We start from the raw sequence: 16,864 nt of genomic DNA on the forward strand, positions 1-16,864 counted from the left end.
CGCGGGTTCCGGTGTGTTCGCGCCGGTGAGAGGCTGTGGGCGGCCGCCGCGGTGGCGGCCGTACGCCGTCACGTCGCCGAGGGGACCCCCATGCCGAGCGCCCTGCCCGTCAGCCTGGACGACATCCGGGACGCCGCCGCGAGGCTGCGCGGGGTCGCGCACCGTACGCCCGTGCTGCACTCCCGCACCCTGGACGCCCTCGTCGGCGCCGAGACGTATCTGAAGTGCGAGAACTTCCAGCGGGTGGGGGCGTTCAAGTTCCGCGGCGCCTACCACGCGGCCTCCCGGCTGACCCCGGCGGAGCTGGCCGGGGGCCTCGCCGCGTACTCGTCGGGCAACCACGCCCAGGCGGTGGCGCTCGCCGCCAGGGAGCTGGGGACCCGGGCGGTGATCCTGATGCCCGAGGACACCCCGCGCGCCAAGCTCGCCGCGACGGCCGGGTACGGCGCCGAGATCGTCACGTACGACCGCTACACCGGGGACCGGGTCGCGCTCGGCGCGGCGCTCGCCGCGGAGCGCGGGCTGACCCTGATACCGCCCTACGACCACCCGCATGTGATCGCGGGCCAGGGCACCGCGACGCTTGAACTCCTGGAAGAGACCGGCGAGTTGGGTGCGCTGGTGGTGCCGGTCGGCGGCGGCGGGCTGATCTCGGGCAGCGCCACGGCCGCCAAGGGGCTGTACCCGGGCATCGCGGTGTTCGGGGTCGAGCCGGAGGCGGGTGACGACACCAGGCGGTCGTTCGAGGCGGGGCGGCGGGTCGCGGTGCCGGTGCCGCGCACCATCGCGGACGGTCTCGCCGGGGACACCCCGGGCGAGCTGACCTTCGAGTTCACCCGCCGCCTCGTGGACGGCATCGCGCTCGTCGGGGACGAGGAGATCAGGGCGGCGATGCGGTTCGCCTTCGAGCGGCTGAAGATCGTCGTCGAGCCGAGCGGTGCCGTCGGGCTCGCGGCGCTGCTCTCGGGCCGGGTGGCCCCGCTGCCGCCCCGCGTCGGTGTGCTCGTCTCCGGAGGGAACACCGACGCGGGGCGGTTCGCCGAACTCATCGGGGAGTAGGCGCCGCCCACCCGCCTCAGCCGCGGGCGCGGCCCCACCGTCAGGCGCGGGCGGGGGCCTGGCGGCGGGCCAGCCAGAAGGCGCCCGCGCCCACGGCGGTCACCGCCGCTGCCGCCCCGGCGATCCCGGCCGCCGGCATGCCGGTGCCGGTGGAGGCCAGCGCGCCGGTGCCGCCGCCGGCCGTGCCGCCGCCCCCGCCGGTCGCGGAGCCGCCGGAGGCGCCGCCGGTGGCCGAGCCGCCCGAGCCGCCGGGGACGTCGGCGTCGGCGGAGAGGGTGAGGGCGACGGTCACCGGGTCGAGCGCGGTGCCCTCCGGGTAGGGCGACCCGGTGGTGTCGTTGGTGAACTCGGCGGCGCCCGCGGCGGTCAGCGCCGCGGGCACCTTGTCGAGCAGCAGCACGTCGCCGTCGGCCTCGTACGACGCCTTGCCGAGGTCGAGGGTGGCGAACTCGACGCCCTTGTCGGTGCCTTCGGGCGTGGTGACGTCGAGCTTGAGGGTGCCCTTGGCGCCCTCCGCCTCGATCTCGGGGGCGCCGAAGGTCATGTCGATGCCGTGCGCCGGGTAGGTGAAGCGCGCGGTGCCGTCGAAGGCGGCGGTGAGCTTCTTGGCGTCGGCGTCCAGCGTGCCGGTGGCGTAGGGGAAGTCGAAGCCGTCGCCGTTGTCGGAGGCGCCGTCGCCGACCGTGATGTCGCCGCCGGTCTTGATGTAGGCGCGGAAGGACTCCTTGAGGCCCCAGGAGAGGGCGCCGTCGTAGATCTTCCCGGACTCGTCCGCGGGCTGGTCGCCGCCCGTGCCGCCGGTACCGCCCGTGCCGCCGCTGTCCCCCGTGCCGCCGGTGCCGCCGGTGTCGGAGCCGCCGCCCGCCTGGCCCCCGCCGTCGGAACCGCCGCTGCCCGTACCGCCGTTGTCGGAGCCGCCGTTCCCAGAGCCGCCGGTGCTGCCCTCCTGCGCGGGGGTGACGGCGAGGGTGGCCGGGTCGAGGGCGGTGCCCTCGGTGTAGAAGCCCTGGAAGGCGTCGGCGCCCTCGGCGGTGAGGGTGGCGGGGATGTCCGCGAACACCATCGCGCCGCCGTCGCCCGAGCCCGGCGCGACGTCGGAGAGGTCGAGGTCGGCGAGCGGGGTGTCGTCGTCGGTGGTGGCGGTGCCGTCGGTGGTCGTGGTCACGTCGGCGGTGATGGTGCCGGTGGTGCCCGTGGTGGACACGCGCAGGTCGGCAAGTTCGATGTCGAGGACGCCCTCGTGGCCGAGGAAGTGCACGCTGCCCTGGAAGGCGGTGTTCACCGCGTGGTCGGTGGTGTCGTAGTCGCCGGTGCCGCCGGTGAAGGTGAACGGGCCGTTGTCCGGGGCCTGTTCCGCGCCGTCGGCGACGGTGATGCTGCCGTTCGCGATCGGGGAGAGCAGATACGAGCGGAACGACTCCTTGAAGCCCCACTCCAGGGTGCCGTCCTCAAGGCCGATGGAGGCGGCGGGCGCGGCGGGCGCGGCGGCGGCGACCGTGGCGGGCAGCGCGAGCGCACCGGCTCCCACGGTGACCGCGACCGCGGCGGCGAGCGCGAGGGATCTGTGGATGGGGGCCATGGTGTGGTTCTCCTCGTCGGGATGGGGCCGCGTGCCGCGGCCCGGGAAGGAACGGGTGTACGGGGGGGGTGCGGCGGGGGTCAGTCGGCGGGGGCCTTGGTGCCGCGGCGGGCGCGCACGACCAGCAGGACGACGACGGCGACCAGGACGGCCGCCCCGGCTCCCCCGCCCACCAGCGCCCCGACCGGCGCGGAACTCCCCGACGAGGCCGCGGGCTTCGCGGCCGGTGACTCCTCGGGCGCGGCGGCCGGGGACGCGGTGTCGGAGCCGAGGTCGGGCAGGGCGGGCAGCGCGGCGTCCGCGTCGAGGGCGAGGGCCAGCGAGACCGGGTCCATGGCGGCGCCCGCCGGGTAGAGCCCGCCGAACGCCTTCGCGCCGTCCGCGGTCAGCTTGGCGGGGGCCTCCTTCACCCGCAACAGGCCGTCCACGGGCTTGAGTTCGCCGGGGGTGAAGGTGACGAGCGGGGTGTGGTCCCGGGTGAGCGCTCCGCCCTTCACGTCGGCGTACAGGGTGCCCTTGCCGTCGGCGACGGTGACCGAGGGGCGGGCGATGGTGAGGTCGAGGCCGCGTTTCCCGGTGAAGCGGACGGAGCCGGTGAACCGCGCGTCGAGGCCGCCGCCGCCCTTGGCGTCCGGGTGGTAGGCGCCGGTGCCGCGGGGGAAGCGGAAGAGCGCGCCGCCGTCCCTCGCGCCGTCGCCGAGGGTCCACTTGCCCTGGGCGACGGGCCCGGTGACGTACTCGCGGTAGGTGCGGCGCACGCCCCAGTCGGCGGCGGCGTCGGTGAAGCGGCCGTCCTTCGCGGTGTCCTCGGTGGGCTTCGCGGAGGTCTTCGGCGTCGTGGAAGGCTCGGTCTTCGCGGCGGCCGCGGTGTCCACGGAGAGGGTGACGGGGTCGAGCGCGGTGCCCTCGGTGTAGTAGCCGGCGAAGGCGGTGGCGCCGCGCGCGGTGAGGGTGGCGGGGACGTGGGCGAGCGCCACGGGGGTGGTGGCACCGCGCATGTCGACGCCGGAGAGGTCGAGCGCGGCCAGTGGGACCTGTCGGCTGCTGGTGACCTTGCCTGTGCCCTTCGCCTTGCTGACCATGTCCGCGTAGAGCGTGCCGCTGCCGCCCGAGATGCGGACCGTGGGGGCGCCGATGGTCAGGTCGAGCTGGTAGGAGCCGTCGGAGGCGCGGTGGCCGAGGAAGTGCACGGCGCCCGAGAAGCCCGCGCGGAAGGCGCCGGTGCCCGGGTCGTACGTGCCGGTGGCCGAGTGGAAGCGGAACTGGCTCTCGCCGACCGTCGCCGCACCGTCTTCGAGTCGCCAACTTCCCCCGGCGATCGGTCCGGTGACGTAGCTTTGGAAGGACGCCTTGACGCCCCAGTCGAGCCGCCCGCCGGACACCGTCCTGGCGCCGGCCGCGTCGGCGGAGGCGGCGGGCAGCAGCACCACGGCGGGCGCCAGCAGCGCGAGCAGCGTGGCGAGCCACAGGGCCGCGGTGGCACGTGGGGCCCGTACGGGCAGCATGGGTCCTCCCTTTCAGGCTGGCCAAGCAAGGTAAGGCTAACCTAAGCTATCGCCGGGTCCCCGGGGAACCCTCCCCGTCTCCCCGGGGCCCCCGCCCCGCCGCACCCCGCCGTACTCCTCGTGCCACCCGCCCGACTCCATGACAGGACGGCCCCGTTGTCGCGCATCCCACGTCTCCTCGGCGTCCTCGCCGCCGTCCTCGCCCTGGCCGTCGCGGGCTGCGGGTCCTCGTCCGACGGCGGCGGGGCGGGCCCGTCCACCGAGGCCGCGGCCGCGGCGGCACAGAACCGGGTGGAGCCCCTCTCCCCCGCCCCCGAGCCCGAACTGCCCGCGACCGTGCGCTCGGCGGACGGCCGCAAGGTCACCGTGCGCGACGCGAGCCGCATCGTGCCGCTCACCGGCAGCCTCAGCGAGATCGTGTTCACCCTGGGCCTCGGCTCGCACGTGGTGGCGCGGGACGTCAGCACCACCTTCCAGCAGGCCGCGAAGCTGCCGCTGGTGACGCGCGCGCACGACGTCTCGGCGGAAGGCGTGCTCGCGCTGCACCCCACGGTGGTGCTCGCGGACACCACCACGGGGCCCGCCGAGGCCGTCGCCCAGATCAGGGAGGCGGGCGTGCCGCTGATCGTGTACGACCCGCCGCAGGGCCTGTCCGACGTCAGCCCGCGGATCGACGCGGTGGCGCGGGCGCTCGGCGTGCCCGACGCGGGCGAACGGCTCGACGAGCGCACCCGCGACCGGCTGGACGCGGTGCGCGCCACGATCCCCCACCACCCCGCGGCCGACCGGCCCAGGGTGGCGTTCCTCTACGTCCGCGGCACCGCGTCCGTATACCTGCTCGGCGGCGCGGAGTCCGGCGCGAGTTCGCTGATCGAGGCCGCGGGCGGGATCGACGCGGGCAAGGCGTCGGGACTGCGCAAGGACTTCACCGCGATCACCAGCGAGGCGCTGGCGAAGGCCGCGCCCGACGCGATCCTGGTCATGACCAAGGGCCTGGAGTCGGTCGGCGGCGTCGACGGGCTGCTGAAGGTCCCCGGCGTCGCCGAGACCCCCGCGGGCCTCGACCGCAGGATCGTCTCCATCGAGGACGGCGCCCTGCTCAGCTACGGGCCGCGCACCGACGCCGTACTGAAGTCCCTGGTGGGGCAGTTGTACGCGGGCGACGCCACGTGACCGCCGCCGCGCACCGCGAGGTGGAGGTGGCGCCGCCCGAGGAGTCACCGCCGCCGCCCGGCACGCCGGGCGCCGGCCGCCGCCGGGTGCCCGCGGGCGCGCTCACGGTGGGACTCGGCTGCGCGCTGGTGCTGATCGCGCTGGTGTCCGCCGGGACCGGCGCGTACCACATCCCGCTCGGCGACGTGCTGGGCTCGCTGCTGCACAGGGCCGGGCTCGGCGGGGCGCCGCTCGACCGGGTCGGGGAGAGCGTGCTGTGGAACGTGCGGCTGCCGCGGGTGGTGCTCGCGCTGCTGGTGGGCGGCTCGCTGGGGTGCGCGGGGGCGCTGATGCAGGGGGTGTTCGGCAATCCGCTGGCCGAGCCCGGGGTGATCGGGGTCTCCGCGGGCGCCGCGGTGGGCGCGGTCGCCTCCATCGCGCTCGGCGTCGGCTTCCTCGGCACCTGGACGCTGCCCGCGTCCGCGTTCGCCGCGGGCCTCGTCACCGTGCTGGTGGTGTACGGGCTCTCCCGCTCGGGGGGCCGTACCGAGGTGGTGACGCTGATCCTCACCGGGATCGCGGTGAACGCCTTCGCGGGGGCGCTGACCGGTCTGTGCGTGTTCCTCGCGGACAACGCGCAGCTCTCCCAGATCACCTTCTGGCAGTTGGGCTCGCTGGCGCAGGCGACCTGGCCGAAGGTGCTCGCGGTGCTGGTGCCCGCCGCGCTGGGGCTCACGGTGGCACCGCTGTTCGCGCGGCGGCTCGACCTGCTGGCGCTCGGCGAGCGGTCGGCGCGCCACCTCGGGGTGGACGTGGAGCGGCTGCGCCTCGCGCTGGTGCTGGTGATCGCGCTGCTGACGGCGGCCGCGGTGGCGGTCTCCGGGATCATCTCCTTCGTCGGCCTCGTCGTGCCGCACGCGCTGCGGCTCGCGGCCGGGCCTGGGCACCGCTTCCTGGTGCCGGGCAGCGCGCTCGGCGGGGCGCTGGTGCTCACCGCCGCCGACCTCGCGGCGCGCACCGTGGCGGCGCCCGCCGAGCTGCCGCTCGGGGTGCTGACGGCGCTGCTCGGCAGCCCGTTCTTCTTCTGGCTGCTGCGCAGGACGCTGCGGTGAGCCGCAGGGGAGGTCCTGGGGCGGCGGGCGTACGGGCGCTGTTCGGGGTGCGGCGCGGGGCGCTGCCCGCGCCGCACGCCCCGGGCGAGACGCTGGCGGAGGCGCGCGGGCTCGCGGTGGCGCTGGGCGGGCGCACGGTGCTGGCAGACGTCACGCTCGCGGTGCGGGCCGGGGAGGTGCTGGCGCTCGTGGGGCCCAACGGCGCCGGGAAGTCGACCCTCCTTGCCGCCCTGGCCGGGGACCTGGCCCCGGCCGCGGGCACGGCGCTGGTGCGCGGCAGGGCGGCGCACGGGGTGCCGGCCGCCGAACTCGCGCGCCTGCGCGCCGTGCTGCCGCAGTCGGCGTCCGTGTCGTTCCCCTTCACGGTCGAGGAGGTGGTGCGGATGGGCCGGGCGCCGTGGTCGGGGACCGGACGCGTGGACGACGACGATCGCGCGGTGGCCGCCGCGCTCGCCACCACGGAGACGGCCGCGCTCGCGGGGCGCCCGTTCGGCGAGTTGAGCGGCGGGGAGCGGGCCAGGACGGCGCTCGCGCGGACGCTGGCGCAGGACACCGGGCTGCTGCTGCTCGACGAGCCGACCGCCGCGCTCGACCTGCGGCACCAGGAGATGGTGCTGCGGGTCTGCCGGGAGCGGGCCTGGGCGGGGGACGCGGTGGTGGCCGTCCTGCACGACCTGGGCCTGGCCGCGGCGTGCGCGGACCGGGTGGCGGTGCTGCACGGCGGCCGTATCGTCGCCGAGGGCCCGCCGGGCGACGTGCTCGCCGCGGACCTGCTCTCGACCGTCTACCGGCAGCCGGTCGAGGTCTTCCCGCACCCGCGCACCGGGCAGCCGCTGGTGGTCCCGGTACGGGAGCGGGACGCGGCGCACACGGCGCACGCAGCGGACACAGCAGGCCCGGCAGACCCGGCAAAAGACGTCGGGGGTTTCCCATCAGCCCCCGCCTGACCGGCTCTTGACCTCTGGCGGGCCCTCACTTGAGACAACCGTGACCTGGCTGTGCCCACCGGCGGTGGTTGAGACCTGAATCACCTGACACAGTGGGTTAACTGAGGCAAGCCTCAGTTAACTTAGGTAAGCCTCATCTAGCCGAACGCCTGGAGCCCGTATGCGTGCCGTCAGACTCTCCGTTGCCACCGCCGCCGCTGCCGCGGTGGCGCTCGGCGCCGCCGGGTGCACCGAGAAGAGCAGCGCCGCCGACAGCGACGCCATCTCCGTCACCGCCGCCGACACCACGTGCGACACCTCGGCGAAGAAGACGGAGGCGGGGAAGGTCACCCTGGCGATAGAGAACAAGGGCTCGCGCGCCACCGAGGTGGAGATCCTCTTCCCCGACGACCGGATCGCCTCGGAGAAGGAGAACATCGGCCCCGGCACCAAGTACACGCTCACCGCCGAGATCAAGGCGGGCACGTACGAGATCGCCTGCCGCCCCGGCATGAAGGGCCGCGGGGTACGCCAGAAGCTCACCGTCACCGGCGGCTCCGGCGCGAAGCGCGACCCGAAGGCGGACAAGGCCGTCGCCGCCTACCGCGGCTACGCCCAGGACCAGGCCGACAACACCCTGCCCCGGGTGGAGGAGTTCACCAAGGCGGTCAAGGCGGGCGACATCGCGGCGGCCGAGAAGGCGTACGCCACCTCCCGCATCGGCTGGGAGCGCACGGAGCCGGTCGCCGAGTCCTTCGGCGACATCGACCCCAAGGTGGACACCAGGGCCGACGGCCTGGAGGACGGCCAGAAGTGGACGGGCTGGCACCGCCTGGAGAAGGCCCTCTGGCAGGACAAGAAGATCGGCCCCACCGAGAAGGGCCTCGCCGACCAGCTCGTCAAGGACCTGACGGACTGGCGGCTCAGGGTCGGCCAGGCCCAGATCACCCCCACCTCCATGGCCAACGGCGCCAAGGAACTCCTCGACGAGGTCGCCACCGGCAAGGTCACCGGCGAGGAGGACCGCTACTCGCACACCGACCTGGTGGACTTCAAGGCCAACGTGGAGGGCGCCCAGAAGGCGTACGAGCTGCTGCGGCCGGTCGCCTCCGGGCACGACGCCGCGCTCACCAAGGAGTTGGACGGCCGCTTCGCCACCCTGAACAAGCTCCTCGACGGCTACCGCACCGGAGGCGGCGCCGACTCCTACGAGTTCACTCGGTACGACAAGGTGTCCAAGGCCGACCGCAAGGACCTCTCGGACGCGGTGAACGCGCTCGCCGAGCCGCTGTCCAAGCTGGCCGCCGCGGTCGTCGGCTCCTAGGGCGCGGCATGGCGGACGACACACGGCAGGAGGGTGCGCGCGGGCCCGCCGCGCACTCCCGGCGCGCCCTGCTCGGCTGGGGCGGCGCGGGGCTCGCGCTGGGCGCGGCCGCGGCGGGCGGCGGGGTCGCGCTCGCCACCGGCACCGACGCGGCGGCCGGGGACGGCGGCGCCGCGGTGCCCTTCCACGGCGCCCACCAGGCCGGCATCGCCACCCCGGTCCAGGACCGGCTGCACTTCGCCGCGTTCGACGTCACCACCGAGGACAGGGCGGCCCTTGTGGCGCTGCTCAAGGAGTGGACGAAGGCGGCGGCGCGGCTGACCGCGGGGCACACGGTCGGCGCCGGCGCCTACGGGGGCGTCGCCGAGGCACCGCCCGACGACACCGGGGAGGCGCTGGGCCTGAAGCCGTCCCGGCTGACCCTGACCCTCGGCGTCGGCCCGTCCCTCCTCGGCCGCTTCGGGCTCGCGGGCAGGCGGCCCGCGGCCCTCGCCGACCTGCCCGGATTCCCCGGCGACGACCTCGACCCGGCGAGGAGCGGCGGCGACCTGTGCGTGCAGGCGTGCGCGGACGACCCCCAGGTCGCCGTGCACGCCATCCGCAACCTCGCCAGGATCGGCTTCGGCACCGTCGCGATCCGCTGGTCCCAGCTCGGCTTCGGGAAGACCTCCTCGACCACGCCCGACGCCCAGACCCCGCGCAACCTGATGGGCTTCAAGGACGGCACCCGCAACATCGCGGGCACCGACACCGCCCGCCTCGACAAGCACGTATGGGTGGCCGAGGGCGACGGGCCCGGCTGGATGACCGGCGGCTCCTACCTGGTGGCGCGGCGCATCAGGATGAACATCGAGACCTGGGACCGCGCCCCGCTCCAGGAGCAGGAGGACGTCTTCGGGCGCGACAAGGGCGAGGGCGCCCCCGCGGCCCGCGCCAAGGAGCACGACGCGCCGCTCCTCGCGGCGATGAAGCCGACCGCGCACGTGCGCCTCGCCCACCCCGACTCCAACCACGGAACCGTCATCCTGCGCCGCGGCTACTCCTTCACCGACGGCACCGACGGCCTCGGGCGGCTCGACGCGGGCCTGTTCTTCCTCGCCTACCAGCGCGACGTGCGTACCGGCTTCACCCGGGTGCAGCGCAACCTCGCCCGGCACGACGCGCTGGGCGAGTACATCCAGCACGTGGGCTCCGCGGTCTTCGCGGTGCCGCCGGGCGTGCGGGACGCGCACGACTGGTGGGCCCGCGCCCTGTTCGACGGCTGACCCCGCCGCCCGCCGGGCCCAGGCCCCAGGCAACCGACACGGCCCGGCGACAGCGCCGGGGGAAACGGACGCGACATGTTCGCCAACTATCTGATCGGGCTGCGCGAGGGCCTTGAGGCCAGCCTCGTCGTCTGCATCCTCGTGGCCTACCTGGTGAAGACCGGGCGGCGCGAGGCGCTGCGCCCGATCTGGCTCGGTATCGCCGCCGCCGTGCTGCTCGCGCTCGGCTTCGGCTGTGTGCTGACGTACGGGTCGCAGGAGATGACGTTCGAGGCGCAGGAGGGCCTGGGCGGCTCCCTGTCGATCGTGGCGGTGGGCCTGGTCACCTGGATGGTGTTCTGGATGCGCCGCACCGCCCGGCATCTGCGGGCCGAGCTGCACGGCAGGCTGGACGCGGCCCTCCAGATGGGCACGGCGGCGCTGGTGCTCACGGCGTTCCTCGCGGTGGGCCGGGAGGGCCTGGAGACGGCACTCTTCGTGTGGGCCTCGGTGCGGGCGTCGAGCGACGGCACCCACGGGCCGCTGCTCGGCGTGGTGCTGGGGCTGCTGACCGCGGTGGTGCTCGGCTGGCTGTTCTACCGGGGCGCGATCCGCATCAACCTGGCCAGGTTCTTCACCTGGACGGGCGGCATGCTGGTGATCGTGGCCGCCGGGGTGCTCGCGTACGGCTTCCACGACCTCCAGGAGGCGGGCGTCCTCGGCGGTCTCACCGACCTGGCCTTCGACATCTCGTCGGCCATTCCGCCGGACAGTTGGTACGGCACCCTGCTGAAGGGCGTGTTCAACTTCCAGCCCGACCCGACCGTCGTCCAGGCGGTGGTGTGGCTGGTGTACCTGGTCCCGGTCCTCGGCCTGTTCCTGTCCCCGATAGGGTTCGGGCCCGGGAAGGGGAAGGTGAGGACGACCGATGCGCACTCTTCGAACACCGCGCGGGCCGAGGACGGCGGTCCCGCTGCGGCCGGTGGTGGCGGCGGCCGTGACGACGGTACTGGCGGTGACGGCGAGCGGCTGCGTGACGGTACACGGGGAGCGGGAGGTCATCCCGTCGGCGACCAGGGCTGAGGCGGGCCGCGCGCTCAGCTCGTTCGTGACCGCGTACAACAAGGCCGACAAGGCGTACGACCCGGCGCTCGACGCGCCGGTCATCACGGGGCCCTTCGGCGCGATCAACCAGGCGGGTCTCAAGGCCAAGCGGGTCAACCACCCGCACGGCAACGAGAACCACTCGCCGCTGGCGCTCACGGACCCCGAGTTCACCATCCCGAAGATGGCCGGCTGGCCCAAGTTCTGGGTGGTGACGGCGGACTCCAACCGCGACAGGGACGGCGACCCGAAGCTCGACAACAGTTGGATGCTGGTCTTCACCCGCTCGGGGCCCGACGAGCGCTGGAAGGCGTCGTACCTGAACGTCGTGCTCCCCTCCGAGGTGCCGAAGTTCGTGAAGGACGGCGACGGCCTCGCGACCCCGGTGCGGCCGAACGCCGCGCACCTGGCGCTCCCGCCGGGGAAGCTCAGCTCCGCGTACACCGGCTACCTCGCGCACGGCGGCGACGCGTTCGCCGACGGGCCCCAGACCTCCGGCTGGCGCGAGGCCCGCGAGAAGAACGCCTCGCGCCCCGGGATGTCCACCCAGTTCATCGACGAGCCGCTGACCGACGGCACCTATGCCCCGGTCGGGCTGCGCACCGCGGACGGCGGCGCGCTGGTCTTCTTCAGCAGCCGCCACTACGAGAAGCGGACCGCCGCCAAGGGCCTGAACCTGGAGATCAGCTCCGACGTCAGGGCCCTCATGACCGGCGACGCCAAGCAGTCGGTGACCCTCGACTGGGTGTCCAACCAGGTGGTCGCCGACCCCCCGAAGTCCGCCTCAGGCGGGGTGCGTTTCCTGAGCAGGGTGGAGGGCCTCACCGGCGCCAAGGGCGAGTAGCCTCCCACGCGACAACCGCCCGGCCGACGGCCGATTGTGCAACAAAACCGGGGCGGTCCCCCGCCGTACCGGTACGACTCCCTCCGGGGCGGGCCGCCCTGCTCCGCCGCGAGGACGTAAAGTTGTTGTACATTGCCGGTTCCGGTGTCCGGGGCGTGCCGCGTCGCGCGGCCCGGTCGCGGGGAGGGACAGCACCTTGGAGGACAACGTCATGGCGGCAGCCGCGGAGACCGACGCGGGCAACGAGGGCGGTGCGGACTCGGGTGCCAACCGGACGCTGCACGCGTACAACGAGCTGCGCGCGCTGCTGCTGTCCGGCCACTACGAACCGGACTCGCGGCTGACCGAGTCGGAGCTGACCACCCGGCTCGGCGTCTCGCGCGGCACGCTGCGCTCGGTGCTGGCGCGGCTGGCGCAGGAGGGCTACGTCACCGCGGAGGCGCACCGCAGCGCGCGCACCCGCTCGTTCTCGGTGGCCGAGGCCCTGGAGATCCTGGAGACCCGCGAGGTGCTTGAGGCGGCGCTCGCGGCGAGCGCCGCGACACGCGCCACCGACGCCGAGATCGCCGCGATGAAGGAGACCTGCGAGCGGATGTGGGAGTGCCAGGTGCCGGGCGGGCGTGACGAGTACTGGCGGCTCAACCACAGGTTCCACGGGCAGGTCAGGGAGGCGGCGCGGCACGCCACGCTCGCCCGGTTCGTCGACAGCCTGCTCTACCCGCTGGTCATGCAGCAGTACCGCAACGTCGACAGGTCGCACCCGCGCACCGACTCCGTCAGGGAGCACGAGGCCGTGCTCGCCACCATCGCCACCCGCAATCCGGAGGCCGCCGCGTCGGCGATGCGGCACCATCTGTCGGCGGCGAGGCACGCCCTCCAGATCCAGCTCGGCTGACCGCGCGCGGCCGGTCAGGACCACAGCGCGATGGTCCACCGGGGGTCGAGGACCACGTTCACCTCGTCGCCCGGGCGGGCGCGCAGGTGTGCGTCGGCGTGGGCGCGCAGCGGGATGTCCCCGACGGTGACGACGACCTCCTGGCGGTCGCCCAGGTACTCGCTGGAGGTGACGCGCGCCGTGAAGCGGTTGGCCGCCGCGCCCTCCGGCTCCCCCGTGGTGACCCGGATGTTCTCGGGCCGGACGCACACCGACAGCTCCTGGCCCGCGGCGGGCCGCCGCCCGGGGGTGGTGAAGCGCTCGCAGCGCACCACGCCCGCCGCGGTCTTGGCGTCGACCGCGGTGTCGTCAGGGCCCACCGCGCGCTCGGTCACCCCGGGGACCAGGTTGGCGCTGCCGACGAAGTCGGCGACGAAGCGGGAGGCCGGGGAGTCGTAGATGTCGTTCGGCGATCCGATCTGCTCGACACGGCCGCCGTTCATCACGACGATCGTGTCCGACATGGCCAGTGCCTCGCCCTGGTCGTGTGTCACATAGATGGTGGTGACGCCGAACTCCTGCTGGAAGGCGCGCAGTTCGGCGCGGAGCTGGGAGCGCAGCTTGGCGTCCAGGTTGGAGAGCGGCTCGTCGAGGAGCAGTACCTCCGGCTCGCACAGCAAGGCCCTGGCGAGGGCGAGGCGCTGCTGCTGGCCGCCGCTGAGCTGGACCGCCCACCGGTCGGCGTACTCGGAGAGGCCCACCTGTTCGAGCATGGCGAGCACCCGCTGCCGCGCCTGGTCCTTGGGGTAGGTGGTGCGGCCGTAGCGGAGGGGGAAGGCGGCGTTGTCGAAGACCCTCATATGCGGCCAGATCCCGTAGGACTGCGGCACCATCGCGATGGGCCTGGCGTCGGGGGACACGTCGCGGCGGCCCGCGGCGGAGAAGACCGGCTCGCCGTTCATCGAGATCTCGCCGCGGTCGGCGGTCTCAAGCCCGGCGAGACAGCGCAGGGTGGTCGTCTTGCCGCAGCCGCTGGGCCCCAGCAGGGTGAAGAAGTCGCCGCGCGGCACGGTGAAGCCGACGTCCTCGATGCCGCGGCCCGGCTCGCCGCCGCGCCGGGGGGTGTACCGCTTCTCCAGGCCGGAGATCTCGACGGCGTAGTCGGAGGAAACCAGGTTCTGCACGGTCACGACACCTCACATGTGTTGTTGGAAGCCACGCCGGTTGACCCACCAGACGGAGACGGAGGAGAGGGCGAGCAGCAGCACGGCGAGGGCGCTGGCCTCGGGGTAGTTGGCGCTCTCCCCGATCATGTCCCAGAGCATCACGACGACCGTGCGGTTGTCGGAGCTGGACAGCAGCAGCGCGACGGGCAGTTCGCCCAGCGCGTTCGCGAACACCCACAGCCAGGTGCGCGAGACGGCGGGCCCGATGAGCGGGAACACCACCCGGCGCAGTACCGAGGTCTGCGACGCCCCGGAGACCCTGGCCACCTCTTCGAGCCCGGGGTCGAGTTGCAGCAGCGCGGTCTCGATCATGCGGGAGCCACGCGGGATGTAGCGGGTGGTGAGCGCGATGACGATGATCCACACGGTGCCGTAGACGGGGATCGGCAGGTAGAGGTAGAGGAAGAGCACCGCCATGCCGAGGACGACGCTGGGGATGGCGAAGACCAGGAAGGACAGGTCGAACAGCAGCCGTCCGGCGCGCCCGCCGCGGGAGGCGGCCAGCGCGAGCCAGGAGCCGAAGACGGCGGTCAGGGTCGCCGTGAGCACGCTGATGACGAGGGTGTTGACGACCGCGCGGCTCAGGCTGGGGTCGGTGAAGATCGTGGTGTAGCTGTCGAGGCTGAGCCCGTCGAGGTTGTCGAGGGTGATCGGCTGGAGGAACGGGGTCAGGCTCGTCCAGACCAGGGTCAGGATGGGCACCACGATCGCGACGAGCACGTAGAGCGTGACGAGGGCGGCGGCCGGGACGCGCCAGCGCCCCAGCCGTACGGGGGCGGCGCGGTAGCCCTTGCCGCTCACCACCCGGAAGCGGTGCGCCTCGCGGGTCTGGCGCCGGTAGACGGCGATCATCACGAGGGACAGCAGGACGAGCAGCACCCCGTAGGCGCTGGCCCGGCCGTAGTTGGGCAGTCCGGACGGCGGCTGGAGGGCGGCCTGGACGTAGCTGCTGAACACGTAGATCTGGTCCGGCGTCCCGAGCATGGCCGGGATGGCGAACTCCTCAAGGGCGATGACGACGAGCAGCATGCTCGCGGCCGAGATGGCCGGGACGGTGAGCGGCAGGACCACCTTGCGCGTCCTGGTGAACCAGCCCGCCCCCGAGGTGGCCGCGGCCTCCTCGAACTCCAGGTTGAGCCGGGCGAACGCGGGCGCCAGCATGATGTACATGCCGGGGACGGCGAAGATGCCGGCCACCAGGATCATGCCGGGCAGCGAGTAGATGTCGACCGTGTAGCCGAGGGCCCGTTCGACGGCGAGCGCGAGGGGCCCGTTGGCGGGGTTGGCCGCGAGGACCCAGGCCACCGCCATGACCGTGGCGGGCACGGCCATGGGGGCCAGCGTGCTCGGCGCGAGGACGCGGCGCCCGGGGATGTCGGTGCGCTCGAAGAGGTAGGCGAGGCCGACGCTGACGACGAGCGCGAGGACCACGGTGCCGACCACGAACACCAGCGAGTTGACGGTGATGTCGAGCAGCCGGTCGGAGGTGAAGATGTGGGTGAAGTTGGCGATCGAGAACGAGGGGACCTGGAAGGGCAGCTTGTAGTCGCTGTCCTTGAGGCTGCTGTAGAGCAGCATGCCCAGGGGGAAGAGCACGAGGTAGGCGAGGACGGCGCCGATGGCGATGTTGACGCCGGCCAGGACGCGGTCCCGGCGCTCGGGGCCCGCACCGGCCGCGCCGCCCCGGACGCGGTCGCGCCGCTCGGGGCGCGGACCGGAGGGCTGGGTGCCAGACTGCATCGCTGAAGTCTCCAAGGGTGAGCGGAGGGGCCCCGCCCGCGACGGGCGCGGGCCGCGGGCGGAGGTGCGTCGGTGGCGGCGGTCAGTCGACGTCGGTGCCGAGGGCGTCTTCGACCTTGGGGAAGAACGCCGAGAACCGCTTGTACTGCGCGACGTCCTTTTCGCTGAACCAGGTGACGCCGGCCTTGCAGAGGGCGCCGATGACCTGGTTGGTGGCGGCGCGGGTGCAGTCGGTGTCGGTGGGGATGATCGAGTTGTAGGTGTCGACCAGGGCGGCCTGGCCCTCCTTGGACGCGAGGAAGGCCGTCAGGAGGCGGCCCGCCGCCGGGTGCGGGGAGCCCTTGGGCACGAAGAGGTACGACTTGTTGGCGTTGGTGGGCCCGACCGGCGCGACCCGGATCGGGGCGCCCTTGGCCTGGTCGGCCAGCACCAGGTTGATGAGGTCGGTGCCCACCGGGGTCTGTCCCGAGACGATGTTGGTGTGCGCCTGGGTGGTGTTGTCCGTGTAGTGCGGCTGCTGCTTCGCCAGCCGGGAGGCGTAGTCGAGTCCCGCCGCGGTGCCGAGGGAGGGGTCCTGCGCCCATACGGTCATGAACGAGCCGCGGGACTCGACGGTGAGCTTCTGCCCCTTCCTGCGGGACGAGAGCAGGTCGTTCCAGCTCCTGGGCACGGCTTTCGCGGGGACGGCGCGGGTGTTGTACGCCCAGACCTTCGGCACGGCCCAGACGTAGACGAAGTCGTCGGCGAAGACCTGGTCCCCGGGCACCCCGTAGTCGGCCCAGTCCACCGGCGCCGCCATGTCGAGCGACGGCAGCACGGTGAGGCCGCCCGCGTTGGAGACGTCGAAGCTCACCCGGTCCGCGGCCTGTTCGACATTGACCTGGGTGACGAGGTCGGGGGCCTTCTTGTTCGTGTACTTGACCTTGATGCCGGGGTACTTCTTCTTGAAGGCGTCGATGGCGGGGCGCATCTGCGCCTCGGGTTTCGGCGCGAACCAGATGACCTGGCCCTCGTCCTTCGCCTCCTGGTAGAGGCCGTTCAGGTCGGTGGCCTCCGGGTCGGGGGGAGGGCCGCTGCCGCAGGCGGTGGCGAGCAGGGCGACCACGGCGGCGAGCGCGGTCAGGAGGGGGCCGCGGCGCCCGCGGCCTGCGGGGAGGCGGGCTCGTTTCACGGGG

At 73.7% G+C, this 16,864-nt stretch carries 14 protein-coding genes; 9 read left to right on the plus strand and 5 right to left on the minus strand.

Features of this window, described 5'->3' with window-relative positions:
* Positions 1–90 precede the first annotated feature (90 nt).
* Entirely contained in the window at positions 91–1,059 is a 969-nt protein-coding gene (locus ACIBIW_RS16435) for a pyridoxal-phosphate dependent enzyme (RefSeq protein WP_399336507.1), read from the plus strand.
* A 40-nt stretch (positions 1,060–1,099) separates the two neighbouring features.
* Here the strand turns inward: ACIBIW_RS16435 and ACIBIW_RS16440 are convergent, their stop codons facing one another.
* Positions 1,100–2,638 carry an HtaA domain-containing protein gene (locus ACIBIW_RS16440; RefSeq protein ID WP_399336509.1) on the minus strand — a complete coding sequence of 513 codons (1,539 nt, stop codon included), beginning with the start codon at positions 2,636–2,638 and terminating at the stop codon, positions 1,100–1,102.
* An 80-nt stretch (positions 2,639–2,718) separates the two neighbouring features.
* A complete protein-coding gene (locus ACIBIW_RS16445; protein ID WP_399336511.1) occupies positions 2,719–4,143 on the minus strand; it encodes an HtaA domain-containing protein in 1,425 nt (474 codons plus the stop codon).
* Positions 4,144–4,299: 156 nt separating this feature from the next.
* Here ACIBIW_RS16445 and ACIBIW_RS16450 point away from each other — a divergent pair, with 156 nt between their 5' ends.
* From ACIBIW_RS16450 to ACIBIW_RS16485, 8 genes are all read left to right on the plus strand, one after another.
* The gene (locus ACIBIW_RS16450; protein ID WP_399336513.1) at positions 4,300–5,316 is read left to right on the plus strand and encodes a hemin ABC transporter substrate-binding protein; all 1,017 of its coding nucleotides are present in this window, start codon (positions 4,300–4,302) and stop codon (positions 5,314–5,316) included.
* On the plus strand, positions 5,313–6,407 hold the full coding sequence (locus tag ACIBIW_RS16455) for a FecCD family ABC transporter permease (protein ID WP_399336515.1): 1,095 nt from the start codon (positions 5,313–5,315) through the stop codon (positions 6,405–6,407). The genes ACIBIW_RS16450 and ACIBIW_RS16455 overlap by 4 nt, the downstream gene beginning before the upstream one ends.
* Positions 6,404–7,354 (plus strand): heme ABC transporter ATP-binding protein, encoded by a 951-nt coding sequence (locus ACIBIW_RS16460; RefSeq protein ID WP_399336517.1) that lies wholly within the window; start codon positions 6,404–6,406, stop codon positions 7,352–7,354. The genes ACIBIW_RS16455 and ACIBIW_RS16460 overlap by 4 nt, the downstream gene beginning before the upstream one ends.
* A gap of 160 nt (positions 7,355–7,514) precedes the next feature.
* Entirely contained in the window at positions 7,515–8,657 is a 1,143-nt protein-coding gene (gene efeO / locus ACIBIW_RS16465; RefSeq protein ID WP_399336519.1) for an iron uptake system protein EfeO, read from the plus strand.
* 8 nt (positions 8,658–8,665) lie between these two features.
* On the plus strand, positions 8,666–9,922 hold the full coding sequence (efeB, locus tag ACIBIW_RS16470) for an iron uptake transporter deferrochelatase/peroxidase subunit (RefSeq protein WP_399336521.1): 1,257 nt from the start codon (positions 8,666–8,668) through the stop codon (positions 9,920–9,922).
* A 75-nt stretch (positions 9,923–9,997) separates the two neighbouring features.
* A complete protein-coding gene (gene efeU / locus ACIBIW_RS16475) occupies positions 9,998–10,984 on the plus strand; it encodes an iron uptake transporter permease EfeU (RefSeq protein ID WP_399336523.1) in 987 nt (328 codons plus the stop codon).
* Positions 10,884–11,849 (plus strand): hypothetical protein, encoded by a 966-nt coding sequence (locus tag ACIBIW_RS16480; protein WP_399336738.1) that lies wholly within the window; start codon positions 10,884–10,886, stop codon positions 11,847–11,849. The genes efeU and ACIBIW_RS16480 overlap by 101 nt, the downstream gene beginning before the upstream one ends.
* Positions 11,850–12,060: 211 nt before the next feature.
* Positions 12,061–12,744: a GntR family transcriptional regulator gene (locus ACIBIW_RS16485; RefSeq protein ID WP_399336525.1), complete on the plus strand. Its 684-nt coding sequence runs from the start codon at positions 12,061–12,063 to the stop codon at positions 12,742–12,744.
* A 14-nt stretch (positions 12,745–12,758) separates the two neighbouring features.
* On the opposite strand, the gene ACIBIW_RS16490 is transcribed toward ACIBIW_RS16485, so the two are convergent.
* From ACIBIW_RS16490 to ACIBIW_RS16500, 3 genes are all read right to left on the minus strand, one after another.
* Entirely contained in the window at positions 12,759–13,907 is a 1,149-nt protein-coding gene (locus tag ACIBIW_RS16490) for an ABC transporter ATP-binding protein (RefSeq protein ID WP_399336527.1), read from the minus strand.
* Positions 13,908–13,919: 12 nt separating this feature from the next.
* A complete protein-coding gene (locus tag ACIBIW_RS16495; RefSeq protein WP_399336529.1) occupies positions 13,920–15,689 on the minus strand; it encodes an ABC transporter permease in 1,770 nt (589 codons plus the stop codon).
* A gap of 82 nt (positions 15,690–15,771) precedes the next feature.
* On the minus strand, positions 15,772–16,860 hold the full coding sequence (locus ACIBIW_RS16500; RefSeq protein ID WP_399336531.1) for an ABC transporter substrate-binding protein: 1,089 nt from the start codon (positions 16,858–16,860) through the stop codon (positions 15,772–15,774).
* Positions 16,861–16,864: the final 4 nt, after the last annotated feature.

This window comes from Streptomyces sp. NPDC050560 (assembly GCF_044457285.1).
Taxonomy (GTDB): Bacteria; Actinomycetota; Actinomycetes; order Streptomycetales; family Streptomycetaceae; genus Streptomyces.

Bases quoted from the DNA above. Each gene is read 5' to 3' on its own strand.
- ACIBIW_RS16485 (WP_399336525.1), top strand. From the start codon at position 12,061: ATGGCGGCAGCCGCGGAGACCGACGCGGGCAACGAGGGCGGTGCGGAC.
- ACIBIW_RS16440 (WP_399336509.1), bottom strand. From the start codon at position 2,638: ATGGCCCCCATCCACAGATCCCTCGCGCTCGCCGCCGCGGTCGCGGTC.
- efeO (WP_399336519.1), top strand. From the start codon at position 7,515: ATGCGTGCCGTCAGACTCTCCGTTGCCACCGCCGCCGCTGCCGCGGTG.
- ACIBIW_RS16435 (WP_399336507.1), top strand. From the start codon at position 91: ATGCCGAGCGCCCTGCCCGTCAGCCTGGACGACATCCGGGACGCCGCC.
- efeB (WP_399336521.1), top strand. From the start codon at position 8,666: ATGGCGGACGACACACGGCAGGAGGGTGCGCGCGGGCCCGCCGCGCAC.
- ACIBIW_RS16495 (WP_399336529.1), bottom strand. From the start codon at position 15,689: ATGCAGTCTGGCACCCAGCCCTCCGGTCCGCGCCCCGAGCGGCGCGAC.
- efeU (WP_399336523.1), top strand. From the start codon at position 9,998: ATGTTCGCCAACTATCTGATCGGGCTGCGCGAGGGCCTTGAGGCCAGC.
- ACIBIW_RS16445 (WP_399336511.1), bottom strand. From the start codon at position 4,143: ATGCTGCCCGTACGGGCCCCACGTGCCACCGCGGCCCTGTGGCTCGCC.